At 41.3% G+C, this 23,167-nt stretch carries 19 protein-coding genes and 2 pseudogenes; 9 read left to right on the top strand and 12 right to left on the bottom strand.

What is annotated here, in order from left to right; translation table 11 throughout:
• Positions 1 to 8: 8 nt before the first annotated feature.
• The 5 genes from FD724_RS26850 to FD724_RS26830 all read right to left on the bottom strand — a co-directional run bounded on the left by FD724_RS26850 (position 9) and on the right by FD724_RS26830 (position 5,075).
• Complete coding sequence (locus FD724_RS26850; protein ID WP_179074713.1) at positions 9 to 584, bottom strand: 5-formyltetrahydrofolate cyclo-ligase; 576 nt, start codon at positions 582 to 584, stop codon at positions 9 to 11.
• Between the two features lie 73 nt (positions 585 to 657).
• Complete coding sequence (locus FD724_RS26845) at positions 658 to 1,602, bottom strand: GDP-L-fucose synthase (RefSeq protein WP_179074712.1); 945 nt, start codon at positions 1,600 to 1,602, stop codon at positions 658 to 660.
• Positions 1,603 to 1,625: 23 nt separating this feature from the next.
• Positions 1,626 to 2,705, bottom strand: coding sequence for a GDP-mannose 4,6-dehydratase (gene gmd, locus FD724_RS26840; RefSeq protein WP_114082249.1), 1,080 nt, complete (start codon positions 2,703 to 2,705; stop codon positions 1,626 to 1,628).
• Between the two features lie 357 nt (positions 2,706 to 3,062).
• Positions 3,063 to 3,821 (bottom strand): sugar transferase, encoded by a 759-nt coding sequence (locus FD724_RS26835; RefSeq protein WP_114082250.1) that lies wholly within the window; start codon positions 3,819 to 3,821, stop codon positions 3,063 to 3,065.
• Between the two features lie 99 nt (positions 3,822 to 3,920).
• Entirely contained in the window at positions 3,921 to 5,075 is a 1,155-nt protein-coding gene (locus FD724_RS26830) for a glycosyltransferase (RefSeq protein WP_179074711.1), read from the bottom strand.
• Between the two features lie 280 nt (positions 5,076 to 5,355).
• On the opposite strand from FD724_RS26830, the gene FD724_RS26825 reads away from it, so the two are divergent.
• A complete protein-coding gene (locus tag FD724_RS26825; RefSeq protein ID WP_179074710.1) occupies positions 5,356 to 6,294 on the top strand; it encodes an NAD-dependent epimerase/dehydratase family protein in 939 nt (312 codons plus the stop codon).
• Positions 6,295 to 6,725: 431 nt separating this feature from the next.
• Positions 6,726 to 7,610 carry an SMP-30/gluconolactonase/LRE family protein gene (locus tag FD724_RS26820; RefSeq protein WP_179074709.1) on the top strand — a complete coding sequence of 295 codons (885 nt, stop codon included), beginning with the start codon at positions 6,726 to 6,728 and terminating at the stop codon, positions 7,608 to 7,610.
• 52 nt (positions 7,611 to 7,662) lie between these two features.
• Here FD724_RS26820 and FD724_RS26815 read toward each other — a convergent pair whose 3' ends face one another.
• Entirely contained in the window at positions 7,663 to 9,837 is a 2,175-nt protein-coding gene (locus FD724_RS26815; protein ID WP_179074708.1) for a DEAD/DEAH box helicase, read from the bottom strand.
• Positions 9,838 to 10,206: 369 nt separating this feature from the next.
• Between FD724_RS26815 and FD724_RS26810 the strand changes: the two genes are divergently transcribed.
• Together FD724_RS26810 and FD724_RS26805 are read left to right on the top strand one after the other, a co-directional pair.
• Complete coding sequence (locus tag FD724_RS26810) at positions 10,207 to 10,644, top strand: DoxX family protein (RefSeq protein WP_179074707.1); 438 nt, start codon at positions 10,207 to 10,209, stop codon at positions 10,642 to 10,644.
• A 22-nt stretch (positions 10,645 to 10,666) separates the two neighbouring features.
• Complete coding sequence (locus tag FD724_RS26805; RefSeq protein WP_179074706.1) at positions 10,667 to 11,233, top strand: DUF2808 domain-containing protein; 567 nt, start codon at positions 10,667 to 10,669, stop codon at positions 11,231 to 11,233.
• A gap of 154 nt (positions 11,234 to 11,387) precedes the next feature.
• Here FD724_RS26805 and FD724_RS26800 read toward each other — a convergent pair.
• Positions 11,388 to 11,528 (bottom strand): annotated as a pseudogene (locus FD724_RS26800) (Uma2 family endonuclease); the annotation flags it as partial.
• Positions 11,529 to 11,577: 49 nt separating this feature from the next.
• Between FD724_RS26800 and FD724_RS42140 the strand changes: the two are divergent.
• Together FD724_RS42140 and FD724_RS26790 are read left to right on the top strand one after the other, a co-directional pair.
• Positions 11,578 to 12,170 (top strand): annotated as a pseudogene (locus FD724_RS42140) (transposase); the annotation flags it as partial.
• 386 nt (positions 12,171 to 12,556) lie between these two features.
• On the top strand, positions 12,557 to 14,425 hold the full coding sequence (locus FD724_RS26790) for a carbohydrate-binding protein (protein ID WP_179074705.1): 1,869 nt from the start codon (positions 12,557 to 12,559) through the stop codon (positions 14,423 to 14,425).
• 291 nt (positions 14,426 to 14,716) lie between these two features.
• On the opposite strand, the gene purD is transcribed toward FD724_RS26790, so the two are convergent.
• On the bottom strand, positions 14,717 to 16,000 hold the full coding sequence (gene purD / locus FD724_RS26785; RefSeq protein ID WP_179074704.1) for a phosphoribosylamine--glycine ligase: 1,284 nt from the start codon (positions 15,998 to 16,000) through the stop codon (positions 14,717 to 14,719).
• Positions 16,001 to 16,139: 139 nt separating this feature from the next.
• Entirely contained in the window at positions 16,140 to 16,559 is a 420-nt protein-coding gene (locus FD724_RS26780) for a hypothetical protein (RefSeq protein ID WP_179074703.1), read from the bottom strand.
• Between the two features lie 151 nt (positions 16,560 to 16,710).
• On the opposite strand from FD724_RS26780, the gene FD724_RS26775 reads away from it, so the two are divergent.
• Positions 16,711 to 17,136, top strand: coding sequence for a hypothetical protein (locus FD724_RS26775; protein ID WP_179074702.1), 426 nt, complete (start codon positions 16,711 to 16,713; stop codon positions 17,134 to 17,136).
• Between the two features lie 147 nt (positions 17,137 to 17,283).
• Here the strand turns inward: FD724_RS26775 and FD724_RS26770 are convergent, their stop codons facing one another.
• A complete protein-coding gene (locus FD724_RS26770) occupies positions 17,284 to 17,466 on the bottom strand; it encodes a hypothetical protein (RefSeq protein WP_041565423.1) in 183 nt (60 codons plus the stop codon).
• A gap of 480 nt (positions 17,467 to 17,946) precedes the next feature.
• Here FD724_RS26770 and FD724_RS26765 point away from each other — a divergent pair, with 480 nt between their 5' ends.
• On the top strand, positions 17,947 to 18,300 hold the full coding sequence (locus FD724_RS26765; protein WP_179074701.1) for a Spx/MgsR family RNA polymerase-binding regulatory protein: 354 nt from the start codon (positions 17,947 to 17,949) through the stop codon (positions 18,298 to 18,300).
• Between the two features lie 256 nt (positions 18,301 to 18,556).
• Here the strand turns inward: FD724_RS26765 and FD724_RS26760 are convergent, their stop codons facing one another.
• Complete coding sequence (locus FD724_RS26760) at positions 18,557 to 19,726, bottom strand: AGE family epimerase/isomerase (protein WP_179074700.1); 1,170 nt, start codon at positions 19,724 to 19,726, stop codon at positions 18,557 to 18,559.
• 170 nt (positions 19,727 to 19,896) lie between these two features.
• Between FD724_RS26760 and FD724_RS26755 the strand changes: the two genes are divergently transcribed.
• Positions 19,897 to 20,793 carry an aspartoacylase gene (locus FD724_RS26755; protein WP_179074699.1) on the top strand — a complete coding sequence of 299 codons (897 nt, stop codon included), beginning with the start codon at positions 19,897 to 19,899 and terminating at the stop codon, positions 20,791 to 20,793.
• A gap of 44 nt (positions 20,794 to 20,837) precedes the next feature.
• On the opposite strand, the gene FD724_RS26750 is transcribed toward FD724_RS26755, so the two are convergent.
• Positions 20,838 to 23,135: a hypothetical protein gene (locus tag FD724_RS26750; protein ID WP_179074698.1), complete on the bottom strand. Its 2,298-nt coding sequence runs from the start codon at positions 23,133 to 23,135 to the stop codon at positions 20,838 to 20,840.
• Positions 23,136 to 23,167: the final 32 nt, after the last annotated feature.

Raw genomic sequence — 23,167 nt, 5'->3', positions numbered from 1 at the left:
TGAATGCTTCAACCTTTCTGAGTCAATCCGGTTTCCGTAAAAATAGCTTGTAGTGGTTTATCCCAAGGTTCAATAGGTATTTGGGATAAATAGGCGAAATCAAAAACAATTCCGATAGTCGGCTTTGTCTGCCACTGCGGTAAACTGAGCAAGCGATCGTAATATCCGCCACCATAGCCCAGGCGATATCCTTGATAGTCGCAAGCTATACTGGGGACAAGAATCAAATCCACTTCGGCAGCATTTAAGATTGGAGCGTCAGGGTGCGGTTCAATAATGCCATAAGCGCCACTTTGAATAGAATCTTGAGGTGTCCAAATATGCCAAGACAAGGATTTATCAACGCAGCGAGGAAATCCCCAACGGTATTTGGTATTTGCAAATAGTGGACTGAGGTCAGGTTCTTGGCGAAAGCTAAAATAAGCGAGTATTGTTTTTGCTTGGGTAAATAAAGTAGAGTTTTGTAAATGAAAGCATAAGCGATCGCTTTTTTCTCTCCATTCTTCAACAGACATTGATTGGCGTGTTTTGAGTAGAGTGCGGCGTAGTTTTGCTTTATTTAGTTGATGATTAACTTTATCCATGAAAATTTATAGCCTCAAACAAATAAGCTGGGCATCGCCCAGCTTATAACACCCTCTATTAACTAATACATTGTTATGCGGCGTGTTGACGATACCACTCAATGGTATTCTTTAACCCTTCCTCAAAGCCCACCTGAGCAGTGAAATTAAAGGCTTGCTTTGCCCGTTCAGTATCCAAACAACGACGGGGTTGACCATTAGGCTTGTCAGTTTGCCAAACAATTTCACCCTTAAACTCCATCAATTCGCAGATTAGAGTTATTAAATCAAGAATGGAGATTTCATAACCCGTTCCCAAGTTAACTGGTTCCAATTCGTTATAGAATTGAGTTCCCATAACAATCCCCCGTGCTGCATCTTCTGAATACAGAAACTCGCGGGTGGGACTGCCATCACCCCAAACGGGCAGTTGCTTTTCTCCTTGAATTTGGGCTTCGTGAACTTTGCGAATTAAGGCTGGAATAACGTGGGAACTTCCGGGGTCAAAGTTATCTTCTGGGCCATATAAATTCACTGGCAGTAGGTAAATTCCATTAAAACCGTACTGCTGGCGGTAAGATTGCAATTGAACTAAAAGCGCTTTTTTAGCGATTCCGTAGGGGGCGTTGGTTTCTTCTGGGTAGCCATTCCAAAGATCGTCTTCTTTAAATGGCACTGGGGTAAATTTAGGATAGGCGCAGATAGTGCCAACACATACGAATTTTTCTACTCCAGCTTGATAGGCAGCGTGAATTAGGTGCGTACCCATGATCAAGTTATCGTAGAACAACTCTGCGGGTTTTTCGCGGTTTAGACCGATGCCACCCACATGAGCTGCTAAGTGGATAATTATGTCTTGCTGGTCAACTGCCCGTTGGCTATTTTCCCAGACACGCAGATCACAATCGCGCGATCGCACTATTGTAATCTTCTCATGATCAGCCCCTGCTTTACACAGTTGATCTATCACCTGACGACCTAGAAACCCCGACCCACCAGTGACGAGAATTCGTTGATTTTTTAGTTCTAAGGCGGTCATATTTTTATCCTCTGTGGTGCAAATCAGAAGTGCAAAGCGCCTAGTTCTTGACGAACAGTGGCAATATCCAATGGAAATTGCGAACCTTTTCCATTGGGTGAAGTATGACCCAATGCTTGTAAGTCTGCTTCTACCATTAAGGAAACTAATTCTTCAAAGGTTACTGATGTTTTCCAGCCCAACTGCTGGCGTGCTTTTGTAGCATCGCCAATCAACAAATCTACCTCAGATGGACGCAGGTAACGCTCATCAAACTCTACATAATCTTGCCAATTGAGATTTACGTAACTAAATGCTAGTTCCAAAAATTCTCGCACTGAATGGGTTTCACCAGTAGCAATTACATAATCTTCTGGCTGGTCTTGCTGTAACATCAACCACATTGCTTTCACGTAATCCTTCGCGTAGCCCCAATCTCGCTTAGAGTCTAGATTACCCATGTAAATCTTTTTTTGCTTACCAGCAACTATACCAGCAACTGCTCTAGTAATTTTGCGGGTTACAAAGGTTTCACCACGTCTTGGTGATTCGTGGTTGAAAAGTATACCGTTGCAAGCAAACAAATCGTAAGACTCACGATAATTTACAGTTTGCCAGTGGGCGTAAACTTTTGCACAGGCGTAAGGACTGCGGGGATAAAAGGGCGTTGTCTCACTTTGGGGTATTGCTTGTACTAAACCATACATTTCTGAAGAACCCGCCTGGTAAAATCGCACCTGAATTCCAGTCCGGTGTTGGTAGTCTCGAATTGCTTCCAACAGACGCAGTGTCCCCATTCCTACAGCATCCACTGTATATTCTGGTGAATCAAAGCTTACTCTGACATGGGATTGAGCGCCGAGGTTGTAAATTTCTACTGGTTTGACTTCTTCTAAAATACGTCGCAACGTCGTACCATCTGTCAAGTCACCATAGTGAAGAAACAACCGCACTCCCTGTTTGTGAGGGTCTTCGTAAATGTGATCGATGCGGTCTGTGTTGAAGGTAGAAGTCCGGCGAATGATGCCATGAACCTCATAACCTTGTTCCAGTAAAAACTCACTTAGATATGAACCATCTTGACCAGTGATACCAGTAATCAACGCTCGCTTCTGTTGCGTCATGCTCAATTATCCCTTATGTGTATTAAAAAGTTACAGCTAATCTGATACAACCTAGCAGTTAATCGCTAAATTGCCTAACGGGAAACCTACGAGTTCTTGTTGCTATAAGACTTTTTCCCGTAAATAAATATACTTAATAAAAATAATTTAACACCTAAGTTAAACCTTAGATAGACCAAGGTTTTTTAAGTATGTATATTTTTCTTTTACCAGATATATCAAGATTCTTTTTGTATACGTTATTTTTTGTCAAAATTTCATATATGTCTGGTTTTGTGAAGACTGAATAAAATAGGTATTTGAAATTAGAATTTTAGGGGCATTAACTGCCCCACAGAATTGCCCCTCAATATTGACTCAGTATGCCCCGTTATTTTTGGGTAGAATAACTACATCAACAGTTTTCAAAATGATCCATAAATCAAGCCAGAAATTCCTAAATTTGACATAATGCAGGTCTATTTGGACTCGCCGAGGATAGGGAATGTCATTACGCCCAGATACCTGCCACAAACCAGTAATTCCTGGACGGATTGTTAAAATCTCATCAATGTGACAACCGTATTTTGGTAGTTCTTCTGCTACTAAGGGCCGGGGACCGACTACACTCATGTCCCCTTTTAAAACGTTCCAGAACTGGGGAAATTCGTCTAAGCTAGTAATTCGCAAAAATTGACCAATTTTGGTAATCCGGGGGTCTTGTTTCAGCTTAAAACTGCTTTCAAATTCTTGTCGCAACTCGGGCGATGTTTCCATCATCTGCATGAGGATTTCGTCCGCATTGCTTACCATTGTTCGGAATTTAATACAATTAAACGCTTTGTAATTTTTTCCTACCCGTTCCTGGACATAAAATATTGGGCCTTCTGAGCTGAAGGCAATCAGCAAGGCCAAAATTAAGTAGACGGGGAAGAACAAAATCAATACCGACAGCGAAAACACTATATCGAACAGTCGTTTGGCAAACTCTCCGTTTAAACCCTGAAAAGATAAACCTTTGGGTTTAACTTTTGGCGTCTTTGTTTTTTGACCGCGTTTTAAGAAAGTACGCGTAGACGCTCTAGTGTCTTGCCGTACGCCTCGCTTGCCGGAGAGGAGTGAGCTCTGGGCAGTCATCATACTCCTTAATAATCCACACCACACATAGTCCCAATATTAAAGCCAAAATGATGTGCTTCTGGGGAAAATTGCCAAAAGCCTAAAAAAAATAAGACATTAACCAAGACCATCATTCCGAAAACGGCCTTTTTCGTTGCACTTGTTTACAAAGTTTAGATAACGATCTGCAAAGATTTGCGGTGAGAACTGCGCGGCGTGCGATCGCATATACTCGGAACTGAACGAACCCTCATACACTTCAAACTTTTCTACTGCCTCCACTAAAGCCGCCTCTGTTTGCGTCTTGAAGAATATACCTGTCCCTGTATCTACACAAGAGCGGATATCTCGCACTGTTTCGAGAGCCCCTCCTGCACCGTAGGCAATTACTGGTGTACCACAGGCTTGTGCTTCCACTAGGGCAATCCCAAAATCTTCACAAGCTGCATACACAAAGGCCTTAGCCCTAGACATATATTTTTTTACCACATTATCGGGTTGCCATCCCAGTATTTGAATATTGGAGTTTGCCATCTCGCGAATCTTATTCATTTCATCTCCTGTACCAATGACTACTAATGGTCGTTTTAGTTGATTAAAAGCCTTGACAATCAACGATATTTGCTTGTAACTCACTAAGCGGGAAACTGTCAGGTAGAAGTCCTCTTTCTCAGACAGAAATGGAAATTCCGCGATATTCACTGGTGGGTAAATGACTGTTGCTTCTCGCCGATAGCAACGCCAAATCCGCCGAGCCGTATGTTGCGAGTTAGCAATGAAGTAATCAACGCGATTGGCACTCAATACATCCCACTGGCGCAAACGATGTAATAAATATCGCGTCACCCACCCAGGTAAGCCACTACCCAGTTTGCTGTAGCGAAGATAATCAAAGGTCAAGTCCCAGGCATAGCGCATAGGGCTGTGACAGTAGCAAATATGCATCTGTTCGGGAGTGGTAAGGATTCCTTTGGCAACAGCGTGAGATGAAGACAGAATTACGTCATAATGCCGCAAATCAAGTTGTTCAATTGCCAAAGGCCACAAAGGCAAGTATTTTTGTATACCGTTGCGAGCAGATGGAAAGTTCTGGAGAAACGTCTTGCCAATTTGACGTTTATATAAATAACTTTCTCTATTGCTGGATTCAAAATCGATCAGAGCATACAAATCAGCATCAATGTGATTCAAAATTTCTCGGACAACGAGTTCGGAACCACCGGTGGCTTTAGGTGTCAGCCACTCATGAACCAGAGCATATTTCAAGGGCACAGCTAACTTGAATAAATGGAAGATACAAAGGCCAACTTGATGACGTTAACTGAAAAGTTTCCCCTTGTGATTAATTAATGGGAAGCGCCCCAGATTAGCACATAAGACGCAATTTTTCCGTTAGAGGTTCCAGATGGATGATAACCTCAGATTGGGCATTGGTTATGGGATATAAGGCATGGGACATCGGGGATTATTATTCCCCTGTTTCCTCATCCCTTGCACTCCCTTCCTCGCTGCCTACTCCTGTAACGACAACTGATATGGAAAAGGTGAGTTTATGCGAATTCTAATTATGGGTGGTACTCGGTTCATTGGTGTCTATTTGACTCAATTACTAGTGGAACAAGGACATGAGGTGGTGCTGTTCAATCGTGGAAATCGGCCAGCGCCTTCTTTACAGGGAGTAGGACAAATTATAGGCGATCGCACTGACCCTACCCAATTAAAAGCAAAGTTATCACAAGAAAGCTTTGATGTCATTTTTGACAATAATGGGCGGGAACTTACTGATACTCAACCACTTGCAGAGATTTTTCAAGGACGAGTGCAACATTTTGTCTATATGAGTTCTGCCGGGGTGTATCTCAAATCCGATCAACTACCCCATGCCGAAGGAGATTTAGTAGATCCCAAAAGTCGCCATAAGGGTAAGCATGAAACAGAAGCTTATTTAGCTCAATTGGGATTGCCCTTTACTTCCATTCGTCCTACTTATATTTACGGGCCTCGTAATTATAATGAGTTGGAAGGGTGGTTTTTTGACAGAATTGTGCGCGATCGCCCGATTCCCATCCCCGGAAATGGTTTGCATATCACCCAGCTAGGTCATGTAAAAGACTTAGCACAAGCCATGACCCAGGTTTTGGGTAATAAACAAGCTGTAGGACAGATTTATAATATCTCAGGCGATCGCTTCGTCACTTTTGATGGTTTAGCCCGTGCTAGTGCTGTGGCGGCTGGCAAATCACCCGATGCTGTAAAAATCGTCCATTACGACCCGAAAAAGTTTGATTTCGGTAAGCGCAAAGCTTTTCCGATGCGGGTGCAGCATTTCTTTGCTTCGGTGAATAAAGCGCAAAGAGAATTAAACTGGCAGCCTGAATATGATTTGATTTCTGGGTTGCAAGACTCTCTGGAAAATGATTATTTGGCTAATGCAAAAGATAAAACCGAAGTAGATTTTTCTGTAGATGACGAGATTTTACAAGCTGTTTAAAAACAAGATTCCCGCTTTTTTATCGAAGTTGGGAATCTCAAACTTAGCCAAAAGGAAGAATTTTTTCTTTTACCTGGGGAAGACGCAATTCATTGCGTCTTCAGTTTTTACTTGAATTTGATTGAAGAAGAATTCAGAAGTCAGAATGGGCTAAACGCCCCGCTACCGCTAACAGGAGTCAGAATGAAGACGCTCGTTCCTCTCTAGCGCTACGCTATCAGTGCGGGATTCAGACCCGCCACGGAATTGTTGCACCACTAAATCTTTGATTGGGGGTCTTAAACCCCTGGATTCAGACGCTCGCAGACTCACTAAGGCTGCGCTATCCACCAGTAGCACAAAATACTCAACTGAATTCTGGCTCCTGACTCCTGAATTCTGTTTCGATAAAATTTTTTCCTGTTGCCTATATGGTGTTATTGATTGATAAAATGAACGAGTTGCAATATCCACTCCACAATGTTCTAGAAGCCCGCGCCCGCTTGGGTGAAGGCCCCATCTGGGACTCTATCCGAAAACTACTATACTGGGTCGATATTTATAACCATCGAGTGCATCAGTTCAATCCTGCTACGGGGGAAAAGGGCTTTTTTGATGTAGGAGACGTGGTAAGTGCGATCGCAACAGCAGGTGCAGATAGATTAATTATGTTGCTGCGTCATCACTTGGCATTCCTCAACACTCAGACAGGTGTAGTTACTCCCATTTTGGAAATTGAAGCAAATCTTCCAGATAACCGTCTCAATGATGGTAAATGTGACCCTCAAGGACGTTTCTGGTTTGGTTCAATGTGTTCTATAGAAAAACCTCAAGCTAGCCTTTATCGCTATGACACTGATGGTTCATTGCATTTAATGGAAACGGGATTGACTATTTCTAATGGTTTAGGATGGAGTCCCGATCAAAAGACATTTTACTTAACAGATTCTCCTCAACAAAAAATATATGCTTACGACTTTAATTCAGTAACTGGAAGTATTACTAATCGTCGGATTTTTGTTGATTTAACTCATGAATATTTCTATCCAGATGGGTTGACAATAGACGGTGAAGGACATATCTGGTCAGCTATGTGGGATGGATGGTGTGTGATTCGTTTCAATCCCAAGGGTGAAGAGATATTGAGGATAAAGCTACCTGTGCAATTGCCAACTAGCTGTACTTTTGGCGGAGATAATTTGCAAACCCTTTACATTACCACTGCTTCAGTTGGACTAAGCCAAGCAGAGATCGAAAAAAGTTTCTACTCTGGTGATTTGTTTGCTCTCCAAACTAATGTTACTGGATTACCTACTTATGATTTTTATAAAAAATAGCAAATATACTCGGTGATTAGAAATCGCCAGAGTATTTTGAGGTATTCTCTATTTATTCTTTCCACTGCGCCACTTGCTGCTTGAGTTCTCTCATATCTAAATAATCGCTAGCAAAAGCTTTTCGTAAAAGTGGATGAGGAATAAATTGATCATATTTTTGAATTTCCGGTGCTTCTGAAGTACTGAGTAAATCTTCTGAGCTAATTCTTTGTTCACACAATGAAGCAATTTCGGGATAAAGATATTTAAATTTATCTTTGCCTAATTTGATTGTGAAATAATAGGGATTTAATCCGCCAATACTTGTAATTTCCAATGATTCTCTACAGTAGGAATTGAGTAATCTTTCTAGGGTGCGATAAGCAACCGTACCCATCCAGGGAAAAATGCAGCATTTACCTTTTTCTAATTGCACAATATTTTGTTTATCTAATCCAATCTTCTGTACCAATTGACGAACTTGACATAAACGTTGTAAAGCATTTTTTTGCAAATAGCTATACTCGATATTTTCAAATAAAACCTGTTGAATTCGTTGTAAAACTTTGGTGTGAATAGTGCCACTACTACCACGCCAATAAATACTAGCTTTACCCTCGGCTTGTTTAACAAAAATAGCCTTCTTTCTAAAGTCAACTTCTACAACTTCCCAACTTCTGCCAGCTAAAGCAAATTGATTTCCAACAGCAGGTGGCGTGACGATACTGCCAATTTGTGTTGCGCCTTGCTTAACAATATATTCTTGTTGTTCAGCAAAGACAGCATAAAACTGAAATTTTCTCACAATCTTTTCTCCTGCCAAACCCAGGATTAATTTACCTTGTTCAGTATGCTGAATATGACCAATATCAATTAAATAGCGAAGCAATAATTGGAAATCTTCTTTGGAAATAGCAGCAAAGGGTGGCAGACTAAAAATTTGTTTAGCTAAAGCATTAGGTGAAAGTTCTCCTGTTGCTGTTAAGATACTCATTGTCTGATGATAAAGCAAACTCAAAGGATATTTGATCGGTCTGATTGGTTCAATCCATTGTTCCTCTAAATAAAGTTGAATGATAGCGATAGACTGTAACAACTGCCAGGGTATTTGCTCTGGTAGAGAAGCTTCTGCTAATGGTTTATCTTCAGCACAGATAAAGCGCATATCGGCAGCTTCACCTCTCCTGCCACTACGTCCTAAACGCTGTAAAAAGCTAGCTACAGATAAGGGTGATTCTAACTGAATAACTCGCTCTAAATGACCAATATCTATGCCTAATTCTAAAGTCAGAGTGGCGGCGGTAACTGCTGGATTGTTCGGTTCACGCATTGCATTCTCGGCGGCTTGCCGTAAGCTAGCAGATATACTCCCATGATGCACATGATATATATCTGGTAGTCCTTGTTCTGTGGCAATTTGTCGCAAAGATGCGATTACAGATTCGGTACGCGTGCGATTATTAGCAAATATCAGACATTTGCGAGATTTGCTGAGGTTAAAAATATATTTTTCATAATCTGTTGCCTCTGATTCATCTACTTCATTAGTAATATAAAAATGTTCTAAAGCTAGTTTTATTTGGCGTTTTATCCCATCAGTTTGAGGTGTAATCACTGGCTTATCTGTTCCTGAACGCAACCAATCTTCAGCTAGTGAGTAATCACCAAGAGTTGCCGACAAACCAATACGGCGCGGTTGTTTTTGCGTTAACTGTGCTAAACGTTTTAATTGGCAAATAATTTGACAACCACGTTCTGAACCCATAAAAGCGTGAATTTCATCAATGATGACAAATCTTAAGTCACCAAATAAGCGAAGGAGGTCATTATTTTTATTGATTAACAAACTTTCTAGAGATTCTGGTGTAATTTGGAGAATACCTTGAGGATTTTTTAAAAGTTTGTTTTTGCGACTTTGAGAAACATCACCATGCCAGTGCCAAACTGGAATATCTGCTTCTTTGAGTAAGTCGTTAAGACGCTCAAATTGATCGTTAATTAAAGCTTTGATTGGACTAATATATAATGCGCCGATGGTGGTAGCAGGGTTGGTATGTAATAACGTCAAAATTGGTAGAAAGGCTGCTTCTGTTTTACCCGCAGCAGTTGCAGCAGTAACTAGCAAGTGAGCATCAGTGTCAAATATAACCTGACAAGCGGCAATTTGAACTGGTCGTAACTCAGTCCACTGATGATGATAAATATATTCTTGGATGAAGGGTGAAAGTCGGCTAAAAGCATCACTCATTTTTCTATGAATAATTGGATTAAAGAATCGGTCACGTATCTGTAAGATATGATGGGCAATTAAATAAATTTCTTAATTATATATAGGACTAGCCCTTTCAAGGTGGGTAAAAAATTTTTTCAATAAATTCCTTTTTAAGCTCTTTACTCTGTGTCCTCTGCGCCTCTGTGGTTCAATAAGAGACTTTTGAACCGCAGAGGCGCGGAGGACACAGAGAGAAAAAAAGAGATTTTAGCAGTCAGATTGAAAGGGCTAAATTAAATGGTATTTTGAAAAGTTTTGCCGATTTTCCTCCTGTTGACTCAAGACAGATTAACATCCATAAATCAAACTGAAGTAATAGAGACAAGTATATAATCAGGCAAAACCATGAATAAGTATAAGGAAATATTACGTGTAGTTCTTGCTATATCTATCATTGTGGTTGGAATGACACATTTTGTTGTTCCAGGAGAATATGTCAAAATTGTGCCGCCACAACTACCTTACCCTTTAGGATTAGTTTATCTGAGTGGCTTTTATGAAATTTTGGGTGGTATCGGCTTATTAGTCCCGCCTGTAAGTCAAGCTGCTGCTTGGGGACTTCTTGCTCTTTTTATTGCTGTTTACCCTGCCAATATTAATATGGCGGTTAATCTTATTAAGATTGAACATATACCAAATTCACCTTGGGTACACGTAGTCAGGCTTCCCTTGCAAGCAGTTTTAATTGCTTGGGCTTGGTGGTACACAAAATCTTCTGATTGGGAAAAACAAGCTTCCATCATTCCCAAATCACTCATTCCCAAAGAATTAAAATTGAAATGAGTGCGTTTTTTATATTTGAATTATGCGTGTCACAACTTTATTTGGGATAACACTTTCGTTAGCAATCGGTATTGGGGGAGTAACACTTCCGGTGACTGAAGCGGTGCAGCTTAGAGATGGTACAGTCTACTTTGTCCAACCGCCGAAACTTGTGAATGCAAGAACTACTTACAAAGATGTGAATGTTTGGGGTGGAACTTACTATTTCACTATCAACCTGCCGGAAAATGCTGGAGAATCTCTCCAGAAGGTAACGATCGCACAAAGGGAGGGAACAGAGAACATCCGCTACAATCTTAATGATACCCGCGCCTTTGTCGGAATGAGCGAGCGCAAAGAATTTCGGCTAACACTAGGCCCAGTCACAGACGAACGCGGCACACGAACCGTTACTGTGAATTTTGATCCGCCTGTCACTCCCGGACAAACAGTGACAATCGCCCTCCGTCCTGTGAGTAATCCCAGCTTTTCTGGTGTCTACTTACTAGGTGTGACAGCATTTCCGGTGGGTGAAAAATCTCACGGACAATTTCTCGGTTTTGGACGATTTCAGTTTTACAGCAATAGAAGTAACTGGTGGTTTCCATAAGCAGTATTACGTCAATGCTATGAACAACACAAGTTTCTATGGTATTGACAGTTTGCTGTAAGCCGTTACGCAGTTGTTATCGCAAATCAAATTTTTATCCCCAAATTATTTGCAAATTTAAAATAAATCTTGGTAAAACATCTTCTCCTGATAATTATTGTGGAGATGCTAGTATTTCTACTGGTTTACCAAGACGATAGATTTCTACCTGACGCATTTTCGGATTAATTAAACAGCCTAATTTAACTCCGTTGTCAATATATTCCTGCATTTTGGCTTGCGTTTCTCGCAAACTATGGTATTACTAGGATGGCAATTATTCGAGCGATCGCCGATGGAGAAAGAGACCCAAAGAGAAACGTAAAGGTGGACAACCAGAAGGGAGTAAGAACAAGAATAAAGTCGAGGTAATTTTCACATCTGAATTACTTCAAATTCAGAAATTGATTCATTCGTTATTCCAGTTATTAGAGGTTGTTTGAAAAGTGTTTCGCTGTGACTTTAGGCACTTTTAGATCCACCCCTAACCCCCCTAAAAAAGGGGGAAACCGGAGTCAAAGTCCCCCTTTTTAAGGGGGATTTAGGGGGATCTAAAACTTTTTGCTACCAACAACAGGACTTTTCAAACATCCTCTTAGACGGGTTTATTTCTCTTTCTTACTTAGTACTAAATGGTATTTTTGGAAATTATAATGCCTTGCAGATGGCTCGGCAAGTTAACTTCCATATAATTTCCAAGCTTCGCTACGATTCAGTATTATATATACCTTCTAAAAATCCTGACTCCAATAAGCACTTTCGTCGTAGGTCTAGTGAGAAGATTGACTATGGTAATATATCTGACAAATATTTATGTAAAAGTCCCATTGAACAGGATATTAAAACAGATATTTATGAAGCTACTTTACTCTACAAGGAATTTGCTCAAGCACTCAATTATTCATCCCGTTTCTACGGGCGTTGAACCCTTGTCAATTGGCAGAGTATTGGAGAATAGGTAGATTTATTTTCTTGAAAGTCATATCTAATAAGGATCTCGGTGAATTACAATCTCATTCTGGCTCGTCAATATTTAGATGTGTTTGCCTAGATGCCTAGCCTAGATTAATGGAAGAGTGATAGTCATCGCATTTTGAAGTAATCACATTTCGAAAATTTTCTAAGCCGAATAAATACTGAGGTTGTTAGTTCGATTTCTAATCTATTATCTCTAGCATATTTCAAGAGTCATTAGTAGATTTAATAACTAGCAGCCAGTTAACTGTGGCTAGTTGATTTATCTTTTGATTCAGCAACGCCGTTTAATTTCAGAGGATAAATAATGTGAACCCTAAATTAAGCAGATTCTTTCTGCACACTACGATTACGTTACTGTTACTACTGAGTTTATCCGCCATTACTCATGTATTAAATATTCCGGTTTTGGAGCCACTGAAGGTTGTGGCGGCTACCAGCACATTGACTATTCCGTCGAGCGCGGTAGCACCTTGGTCTGTATTTAAGCGTGTAGATGCTCTCAACTCATCGTTTCGTTCTGGACTAAACACAGCCTGGGGAGACTATTGGGAGCGTAGCGAAAATCCTTTTGATATTGGGTATACAGAGCAAACCCAAGAACTAACCAACACCGCCTATGGTAACTATGCAATATACAACAACCTTGACTTAGGTAGTGGTGTAGAGGCGTTGATGCTGCGTATCGCTTTGCCTTCTGGGACAAACAGCGTTGAAGTGCGCTTAGGTTCAGCTAGCGGCTCTGTGGTGGGGAGCTGTACCATCAACAGCACTGGTTCTCTGTCAGACTATCGTACAGTTCCGTGTCCTTTGAATAGCAGCCTTGCAAAGGGAAAACAAAACCTTGTCATTAGATTTCCAGGCTCTAACAGTTCTATGCGCTTTAATTGGTTTGCCTTCTGGGCAAAGGATACAGTGCAAAAAATTGACGAGATACAAAAAATCCAATCCAAGAATAATGTAAACCAAGGTTCGCCTGTTATTCCTATTTCTGGTAGACCGATACGAACACAAAACGGACTGCCATCCAGTTCTCAGATTCTGGCCAAATCCTATGGGCTGTGGTCTCCTGGCAAAACATGGGAATGCCCCAAGTGGATGCACGATACTTATTTTACCAAGGCCGAGGATGGTAAAGTCTACCCCACATGGCATCCACCTGTAGATTTCAACCCTGAAACAAATGTGTATTGTACATACGGTCACGAGCATGGTGACGATCCGCTCAGTTCAGAGGCATTTAATATTGCAGGGATGCCAGCGTTTGGCTATGTAAATGAGCAACTGGCAGCTAATAATCCATCTAATCCATCTGTTCATAGAAATGAAGATCACTTTGGTCATAAGGTTCTTGTTGCCAACAATTGGCAGATGTTCGATGAAAGCAACACCAGTTTAATTAAATCCTGTGACGTGAGCTTAAAACTGCACATGGGTACACATTCACCGGATGCGCTAGTAAATACAGCCCATGAAATGTTTGTGTCTGGTAAATGTGATGGGCTTGAAACCTTCAATTTAAAGCATTTTGCTTTGTTTGGTGCTGCTGGAGAATTTAAAGAACCTGAAACTTCTTTGTGTGACTTATCGGTAAATCCTGGTATTACTCCCTCCCCTACGAATCAACCCTATGGTGATGCCCATCGCGCCATTCCTACTGCTGGTTGTTACCAGCGTGGGACAGTTGATCAAAAAACGGCAGATGTAAATACAAGAAATACCGAATATTGGCTTACTGGCTTTATTGGAAAAAGTTTTTACTTTAAGATCACAAATCCTTCCCGTTTTTATGATCCGTCTACCACAACGAAGATCAATAGGACTGTGAATAGCTGCTACGACCCATCGCATCCTCTTTCTACAACTCTACTTTGCGAAGAAACATTAGCTGCTGGTAGCAAAGTCGAGTGGGACGACCCTCGCTCGCCCTTCCGAGGAACAACTCAAATAGAAACTCACTTTTCTGGTCTTGCATTTGAAAATTCTGCAAATTCAGTAATCTATACAGATGCTTATGGGAGAAACGCAAGCATATCACCCGCTCCCGCTCAAGGGATTACGTTCAAGCAAATTGTTCCTGTCCAAGGATTTAATTATGATGCAAATGGTCAAGCTAGCCTCTTCCCACCCAGAGACTATTCTGCATTGGGACAAAATGGGGTAAGAGCGCCTAATTAAATGAAACCGAGCAATTCTAAATCCGTAAAGTAGGGCGATTGTCCCAGCATTCCATAGAAAACTCAAAGTTTCAGTTTCTTCATTCGTCGATGTCACGTCTTCAACCGAGCGGCAATAGCCTCATTAGACTATCTATCAAGGTGTGGCACAGGCAGTTCAAAATACTATCTTTCCAGGACTTACGCAAATAATAAATAGCAATAGGGGTAATTTATGAATTGCCCCTACAGCGTCTAGCTTTGTGTAAGTCCTAATATATGTTCAATGCGATCGCTTATAGCGTTCGTTTTCCTACTTCGCACTCACCACTTTATGACCGATATCTCTCCGGTAATATATGCCCTCAAACTGAATATATTTGATCCCAGAGTATGCTTGGGCGATCGCTTGCTCAAAATTTTCTCCGATTCCAGTCACATTTAATACTCGACCCCCATCTGTCACAACTTCTTGTTGCTGGTTTAATTTTGTACCTGCATGAAATACAGTTGCTCCTGTTACCTCTGCGTCGCCAATACCAGTAATAACCTTACCTTTCTCATATTCTCCGGGATAACCACCTGAAGCGGCAACGACAGTGGCAGATGTTCCTTTTTTCCAAGCAATGGGCGGTAATTCACTTAATCGCTGTTGTACACAGGCTAGAAGTAACTCTTCTAGGGGTGTTTCTAATAATGGCAAAATCACCTGGGTTTCTGGATCGCCAAAGCGACAGTTAAATTCCAAAACCTTCAAGTCGCCATCGGGTGCAATCATTAAGCCAGCATACAGCACACCCCGGTAATCAATGCCTTTAGCTCGTAAGGTTGCGATCGCTCTTTCTAAGACTTCTGTTTGAATCCGTGCCATCAACTCTGGTGTGGCAATGGGTGCTGGGCTATATGCTCCCATACCACCAGTATTCTCGCCTGTATCGCCCTCACCAATTCGCTTATGGTCTTGAGCGGGCAGCAATGGACGAATCGTTAATCCATCGGTTAATGCTAAAACTGATACCTCTTGCCCAATTAAACATTCTTCAATGACGACAAATTCACCAGCACTACCAAATTGTCCCTGAAAAATTGCATCAACAGCACTTTCTGCCTGTGCAACTGTTTCAGCTACTATCACACCCTTACCAGCTGCCAAGCCATCAGCTTTAACGACAATAGGCGCTCCCTGAGATTTGACGTAAGATTTTGCTGCTCCTACCTCCGTAAATACCGCCGCCCGCGCCGTTGGAATCCCTGCTTCTTGCATCAGGGCTTTTGCCCAAGCTTTACTCGCTTCAATTTGCGCTCCCGCTCTGACTGGGCCAAATACCATCAATCCTTTATCTTGAAGGTAATCTGTGATTCCCTTAGATAGAGGTACCTCTGGCCCAACGACTACTAGAGTTATGCCATGTTCTAGGGCATATCGGCTAATGCCTTCAAAATCATCTACTGCTAGGGGCAAGTTCTGGCAACGTTCCATACTTGCTGTTCCCCCATTCCCTGGTACACAGACAACTTGCTCAATTTGCTTAGATTGCAACAGTTTCCATGCCAGAGCGTGTTCGCGCCCTCCATTACCTACAACTAAAACTTTCACTGATTTCCTCGTGCGTCCCTTGCAAACGAGAATACCTGATTAGGCTCTCGCGATCAATTTTTTCACCAATTATCACACTTGTACAAGCCTCATTATGATCAAAAGAGTCAGGGAAAGGGGAGAAATAATTATCTACGTTTCAGGATTTGTAATTATAGATCCATTGCCGTGAAGAGATAAGGCATTCTAGCGATCGCTTTATTTTTGAGGTTTTTTGTAAAGCGATACCTTTCCTGCGGAACACTACGCGAACGGTGAGCTTTCGGAATGCTAACGCACTCACTCTTCTATAACAGGCAACAACATTTGCTATTTCAGCGATCGCATTTGCTATTTCAGCGATCGCATTTGCTATTTCGGCGACAACATTTGCTATTTCGGCGACAGCATTTGCTATTTCGGCGACAGCATTTGCTATTTCGGCGACAGCATTTGCTATTTCGGCGATCGCATTTGCTATTTCGGCGACTACATTTGCTATTTCGGCGACTACATTTACTATTTCAGCGACTACATTTGCTATTTCGGCGAACGCTGTTACATAAATGATTGAGTTCATCCCAAAACAATAAGCAAATACAGATGGATGGATTAGTAAAAATACAGGTAAACTCTCAATATTAACTCTTAATTAAATCCACAAAATTACTCATCTCACGTAGAAAGGCATTCCGCTATGTTGAGATAGAACTATTCAAGAAGTATCTACCATGTCTTTAAAAACTCGCGGTTCTGCTGCTGTAGACAAAGCTCAACGCCGTCTTGCACTGCTTAAATCCATTAACGAGAACTTGGATTTAGGGCACGGATTAACAATTGAAGCTTATACCCGCTTCATTGATAATACCCGTGCCACGCTAGAAGCCCATAATACCCTTCTGTCTCATCTTGAGGAATCTCGTAAGACGATGAATCAGATGGATAGAGGACTCTCGGAACTATCTGAGAGGATGCTTAGTGCAGTTGCAACTGTCTACGGCAAAAACAGCATGGAGTATTCAAAAGCAGGTGGCTCTAACCGAAAGCGGAGTACGAGTAAAAAATCTATTTCACAAATTCCTATAGTTGTAACGGTTCCCGTCACTCAAGCCACCCAAACTGTAACTAACGGCAAAGGTCGCTTGAGCGATGTCTAATGACAAACTTTATGCGTCTACGTCTTGTTTTTAAGGTTTTCTGCAAGGCGTAGGCGTAGCCCGTCGTAGACATCGCTCCCGATCAACTATCGAAGCATAAAATTAAAGCATGTCGTTTGAAATACAAATCTCTGCAAAAATTAAATTCTAAGTAGCTGAGTCTGAGCGTTCTATTTGCTGCCGAATGGTATCAATAGAAGCATTAATGCCAGCCAGTTTAGACTCTAAATCATCTCGTATCCAAATCAAGAATTTTAATTTCCGCTCTAAGCTAGCTTTGTGCGAAATAGGTTCGCTTCCATAGCAAGGATTACCCCAAAAAGGAAACATAGTTTACCTCTATATTTAGCTTTGGTAAGAGTGCAATCTATTGCACCACTTCATTCTGACTAATAACAATCAGACTAATGTGGGTAATAACCGACCTAAATTTTACGTGCTTAACGAATACAGAGATATTAATGCTATTAAAACTACAGATTGTGCATATACCATAATATATTTTCCTTATTTTCTCTTGGCTGGGTAGTGCTTGCTGTTCAAAACTCTCATAAACTCTCTGCACCCACAAGAAGTAAAATATAAACTTTCAAAAAACTGAAAATAAGGGTTACGTCGATTATATAGCGGTTCCCAATTGCATGGAATACAGACCTAACCCCCAGCCCCTTCCCTTGAAGGTAAGGGGAGTAAGATTTAAAGCCTCTCTCCTTTTAGGTGAGAGGTTTGGAGAGAGGTAAAAATTGTACTGCACCCAAGCAAGAACCGCTATATTATGTATAAAAATGGTAATTATTGCTTAACTACTTTATGTCCATTCAAGTTTACGGAATTCCCAACTGCGGCACTTGTAAAAAAGCTCTGATATGCCTCCAAAGCAATAGCATTGAATATGAATTCATCAATACTAAAGAAACTCCACCCAACAGTGAGATGATCGAAAACTGGATGAAGTCTTTGGGTTCTGCTCCCATGCGAAATACCTCCGGCCAGTCTTATCGAGCTTTAGGGGATGAAAAGAAGACTTGGACTGAGCGACAGTGGATTGACGCATTTACTAACGATGCAATGCTGCTAAAACGCCCAATTTTCGTTAAAGATGGAACAGCAGTGTTAGTAGGCTTTAGAGATGAGGCAGTAATTAAAACAAAATTAAAGCTTTAATTCAGATGGCAAGTGGCTTTAACTCTTGATTTTCAGCACATTATAGTAGGACTTACGCCAAAACCCTCTAAAACTCTCATTCCTCCGTGACCTCTGCGCCCTCTGTGGTTCGTTTTCCTTACCCCTGCCTAAGTCCTATATAGTTATCTCCTTATACAGATTCTTATAAAGTGCATTTACTTCAAATAAACTTTCAATTCCAAAAAATCCTAGCTAAGTGGTTAGCTAGAAAAATCTGCTTGCTGAGATAGCTAAACTACTTTAATGCCTCAAACTGCTGCCAACAAAGATATAATGCACGCGGTACGTGAAAACATCCTTTCCATTTGCCACCTTTGAGGTTTAACAATACTTCCCCACGTCGATTGAGATAGCCAAACCACTCACCGTACTCTGAATCGGCAAAGTGTGACCAGGTATAATCGTGCATCTTTTGATACCATTCCCAACATACCTCACGCCCTGTCAGGCGATAGCCCATTGCTAATGCGACCAAAGACTCTAGGTGAACCCACCACAATTTTTGATCCCATTCCAATTGTTGTGGAGGATGACCGTCTGCATCCATAAAGTAATACAATCCGCCGTACTCGTTATCCCAAGCAAAATTTAGGATATTTAGCACCACATCAACAGCTTGGTTAATAGTTGTGGTGTCGTTTTTCCGGTGGGCGATATCCATAATAAACCACATAGCTTCGATACCGTGACCAGGGTTAATTAGCCGTCCCTCAAAACAATCTATGTGGGAACCGTCAGGGGCAACATTTTCGTACATTAGTCCCCGTTCTGGGTCGAGAAAATCGGTCATCACTTCGCCCTGAGTCTCAGCTAGGACATTCTCTAGGGTTTCTTTTGGTAGCAGCCATTCCATTTCTAGAGTCAGGTTGGCTAAAATCATTGGTACAGCCAATGATTTCATCAGGCGTGTGCCGGGATAGGTTTTATTATATTTGCCTTTCGGGTTATCTTTACGGCGTAAAACGTTGTTATAAGCCTGCATTGCCACATCTTTTGCCCATTCTTCGCCCCCAGCGAGTGCATATTTACTAAATGCCATCGCTGCAAAGCAATCAGAAAAGATGTTGTAAGGCTCAACCAGTGGTTTTCCTTCACGGGTGAGAGCAAAGTACCAGTTACCATCAGTATCTCTGCCATGTTGGGCGAGAAAATTAGCGCCATTGCTGGCAATTTTTAGCCAGTTTTCGCGTTTTTCTAGCTGGTTGTAAAGCATCGAAAAAGTCCACACTTGGCGGTTTTGCAGCCAGATGAATTTGTCTGTATTATAAATTTTGCCGTAGCGATCTAGGCAAGTGAAATAGCCGCCTTGTTGCCAATCAAGAGAATATTTTTCCCAAAATGGGAGTACGTCATTGAGGAGGGCGTTTTTGTAAAGTTCAGCGATCGCTTGAAAATTATACTCCATAAATTTTCACCCCTTTTGTGCTAAAGCTAACAGCTTAACAGTTATCACATTTTGGCTCGAACATGGAGCGTTCGCGTCAGTCTTTTACAAGATTTAGTCAGCAGCAGTTATACTTCTATCTTGTATCTTGCACTATTCTCAATAACCGTCGGGGAGACAGTGAGGTTGTTATGAGTGAGATTAAACGAGTTGCGATCGTTGGAGGAAACCACGGTAATGAGTTAACAGGAGTATATCTAGTCAAAAAGTTTCAGCAGTATCCAAATTTAATCAACAGAACAACTTTTGAAACTCTGCCATTACTTGGCAATCTTAAAGCTATTGAAGAAGGTAAACGATACATTGACAGGGATTTAAACCGTTGCTTCACCAATCAAGGTTTACAAAATCCTCAACTCTCAAGTTATGAAGATACGCGCGCGAAAGCAATCCAACAAGTACTGCAACCGCAAAATCAGCCATTTGTAGATGTAATTGTTGATTTGCACAGCACAACTGCCAATATGGGGTTAAGTCTGATTTTTTGCGATCTGAATCCTTTCTTACTTCGGTTAGCTGCTTATTTAAGTTCTATCAATCCGATGGTAAAAGTTTTTGTGAATCAGCAATCTAAAGAAGGTGGTTTTCTTCGTTCTTTGTGCGAATTGGGTTTTGTTATTGAAGTTGGTGCTGTGGCTCAGAATATTTTAAATGCCGAATTATTTCAGCAAACAGAGCAGCTTATTTATGCAATTTTAGACTATTTTGAATGGTGCAACCAAGGTAATATTCCGCAGACAAGCAGCCAGCTTACACTCTATCAATATATTGAGACTATCGATTATCCGAGAAGCGATGCTTACGGCGGGCTGCAAAGTGGGGAGATTCAAGCCATGATTCATCCCCAGCTTCAGTTTAGAGACTATGAACCTCTGAATCCAGGCGATCCAATGTTTCTAACTTTTGCAGGAAAAGATATTTTCTATGAGGGAGAGTCTACTGTTTATCCTATTTTTATTAATGAAGCCGCTTACTATGAGAAAGGAATTGCGATGTATCTCAGTCAAAAGCTGCAAGAGATAGTTTAATTTCTTTGCTTTTTAACTAAGATTGCAAATCAGCTAGTAAATACTCAACCTGCTAGCCGATACATAATCACTTTTCCTTTCCAGTTTTCTTCTACAAATACCAGATACTCGCCATTTGAACGATGAAAAGCGCGGATACCATAAGGTATATCAATCCAGCCACTTTCGCTGCCAACTTCTGGGCCTGGTTTTAAGTGTTGTACTTGCGCTCCCGTCTTGGCATTATAGACATATACCTCTGCGGTTTTGACTGTCACGGCAAATACCCGATCGCCCGCCACACTCATGGCTGCTGTAGATACTTCGCGTTTGCCGGTGGTGTCGTAGGGAATCACAACTCGCCACTTGGGGGTACGATTTCCTTTACTCCAATTGTCAAAACGGGCAATTTCAGATCCAGCAACTCCAGTATCGTCACCAAAGGCGGGGTGATCTACTGTGAAACCTGACAAATACATACTATCTGTTTCAGGGAAATATTCGAGCCGCCGCAAGTCGTTAAATATTCTGGGAGTAGTTTGCTTTTCCATCGAACCATAGTTGTAGATGGGGTTGCCTTTAGCATCTATTCCCTGTAAAGGATAGTGGCGAATGCCATCTTCTGTTCGCAAAGCTTTCCAAACATCTCCTTTGCTGTCTACCCACCATCCACCGATATAAGGATAATCTTTGCTAGTGTCATATTCATTATTTTCAAATTTGCCATTACCGTTGCGATCGCGCCAGATCCATTCGCCTTTTTGTGGTTGATTTGGCGGCCAATTTCCGGCTAAAAATGGTTTGTCTGCGCCATTGCTACCGACAAACATTCCGGCTGGAATAGCAATTTTTCCGTCTTTGTCTGGATTAAAACGATATATTTGCAGGAAGCTGTTGTACATATCTGTGAGGAACAAGAACGGCTTTCCTTGGATGCGGCGCACAAAGGTTCCATCGGGTGATGTATGTAGACGTGGATCTTGAGGATATTTGAAAGGATTTAAGGTGTAAGCTTTGTAAGTCCATTGCTTACCAGCAGGCTTACTGTAATCCATGAGATAGTGTTCTTGTTTGGTGAATAAATCTACACCATCAGTTTTAGGATCGGCATCTGCATTATCGACGAATATCAATCCTAGCGATCGCCATATTAGTTTTCCCGATGGCGAAAATTTCCGTAAATCTGTTCCCGATTTGTTGAAACCATTACTATTTATATAGATATTACCTGAAGCATCTGCACCAACTCCGGTAAGTCCGTAAAGTTTCAAATCTCCAACTTCGCCAGAAATTCCTGTATAAATACCACCCTTAGAACCAAAACTCCCCGTCTGTACTGGCTGATCTTTGATGTCATAAATCAATATTTGCTGACGCGGGCCATTTTCTGCCACTAACAGCTTACCTTGACGATCGATTGCGATCGCAGTTGGTTCAACGATATCTGCAATCTGTTCGGGCAATTGCTTTCCACTCTGGGAATAATGTAAAATTTTCGCAGGTTTATTACCATTTTTGCTTTGAATAATCCACAGATTTTTTTGTGGATCAACAGTTATTGCTCCCGGATTGGCAAAGGTAAAACTGCGTACTTGCTTCATCGTATCAGTATCATAGACACGAATGCGGTTAGCAGCAAAATCACTCACATACAACTCGCTTCCTACTGTTGCTAATCCAGTAACTTCACTTTTAGTACTGGTAATTAACATACTTTTATCCCAGCCACGCCCTTCAGGAAACGGTGCAGGTTTTCCCGACAAATCATAGCGTCTAACGCAATGCCAACTTGTACCTTCAGCTGGGTAATCTTCATCAGTTTTACCCTTCGATCCCTGAGTCATGGCAAGGTAAATATATTTACTACTTGCTGTTACAGCGATGCCACCTCCACGACTCCAGCCGTGAGTATCGCCAATAGCACTAATAACCTTACCATCTTTATATATGGCTGCCTCCATTCCCGCCTCATCCCAATGGCTGTTGGTATAAACTGTGCCATCAGGAGAAACATACATTGCCTCAATATTATTTTGTACCCGTAGATTTCCACTACCAATAGTGTTACCTATCCACGATGTTTTGTAAGTAAGCGTGGGTGTTTCAGTATTGTTTTGTACCAGCAGATTTGTATTATCAATAGAATTACTTGTCCACGATGTTTTGTATGTAAGCGTGGGTGTTTCTGTTGTTGCCCAGTCTGTTGTAATTCCCAGGGTAGTAACAATGACTCCAACAGTCAAACTGAGTAAAAAATTGAAGGTTTTACTTCTTTGTAAATATCTAAGTTTAGATAAATTTTTGATTTGCTGATTAAGCTTGTGACGGAGTTTTCCTAACTTCGCCATTAATTTATTTATCATATAGTTTTTCAGCTTTTAATTATTTATATACA

The organism is Nostoc sp. C057 (genome assembly GCF_013393925.1).
Lineage (GTDB): Bacteria > Cyanobacteriota > Cyanobacteriia > Cyanobacteriales > Nostocaceae > Nostoc > Nostoc muscorum_A.
Note: the sequence above shows the minus strand (reverse complement) of the source record. Positions and strands in the feature narration are given on the sequence as shown.

Excerpts from the sequence above, each read along its gene's own strand:
- FD724_RS26815 (WP_179074708.1), bottom strand. The coding sequence starts at position 9,837 with ATGAGTGATGCTTTTAGCCGACTTTCACCCTTCATCCAAGAATATATT.
- FD724_RS26750 (WP_179074698.1), bottom strand. The coding sequence starts at position 23,135 with ATGATAAATAAATTAATGGCGAAGTTAGGAAAACTCCGTCACAAGCTT.
- FD724_RS26780 (WP_179074703.1), bottom strand. The coding sequence starts at position 16,559 with ATGAACTCAATCATTTATGTAACAGCGTTCGCCGAAATAGCAAATGTA.
- FD724_RS26835 (WP_114082250.1), bottom strand. The coding sequence starts at position 3,821 with ATGACTGCCCAGAGCTCACTCCTCTCCGGCAAGCGAGGCGTACGGCAA.
- FD724_RS26765 (WP_179074701.1), top strand. The coding sequence starts at position 17,947 with ATGTCCATTCAAGTTTACGGAATTCCCAACTGCGGCACTTGTAAAAAA.
- FD724_RS26850 (WP_179074713.1), bottom strand. The coding sequence starts at position 584 with ATGGATAAAGTTAATCATCAACTAAATAAAGCAAAACTACGCCGCACT.
- FD724_RS26770 (WP_041565423.1), bottom strand. The coding sequence starts at position 17,466 with ATGTTTCCTTTTTGGGGTAATCCTTGCTATGGAAGCGAACCTATTTCG.
- FD724_RS26775 (WP_179074702.1), top strand. The coding sequence starts at position 16,711 with ATGTCTTTAAAAACTCGCGGTTCTGCTGCTGTAGACAAAGCTCAACGC.
- FD724_RS26825 (WP_179074710.1), top strand. The coding sequence starts at position 5,356 with ATGCGAATTCTAATTATGGGTGGTACTCGGTTCATTGGTGTCTATTTG.
- gmd (WP_114082249.1), bottom strand. The coding sequence starts at position 2,705 with ATGACGCAACAGAAGCGAGCGTTGATTACTGGTATCACTGGTCAAGAT.
- FD724_RS26760 (WP_179074700.1), bottom strand. The coding sequence starts at position 19,726 with ATGGAGTATAATTTTCAAGCGATCGCTGAACTTTACAAAAACGCCCTC.
- FD724_RS26845 (WP_179074712.1), bottom strand. The coding sequence starts at position 1,602 with ATGACCGCCTTAGAACTAAAAAATCAACGAATTCTCGTCACTGGTGGG.
- FD724_RS26755 (WP_179074699.1), top strand. The coding sequence starts at position 19,897 with ATGAGTGAGATTAAACGAGTTGCGATCGTTGGAGGAAACCACGGTAAT.
- FD724_RS26820 (WP_179074709.1), top strand. The coding sequence starts at position 6,726 with ATGAACGAGTTGCAATATCCACTCCACAATGTTCTAGAAGCCCGCGCC.
- FD724_RS26805 (WP_179074706.1), top strand. The coding sequence starts at position 10,667 with ATGCGTGTCACAACTTTATTTGGGATAACACTTTCGTTAGCAATCGGT.
- FD724_RS26810 (WP_179074707.1), top strand. The coding sequence starts at position 10,207 with ATGAATAAGTATAAGGAAATATTACGTGTAGTTCTTGCTATATCTATC.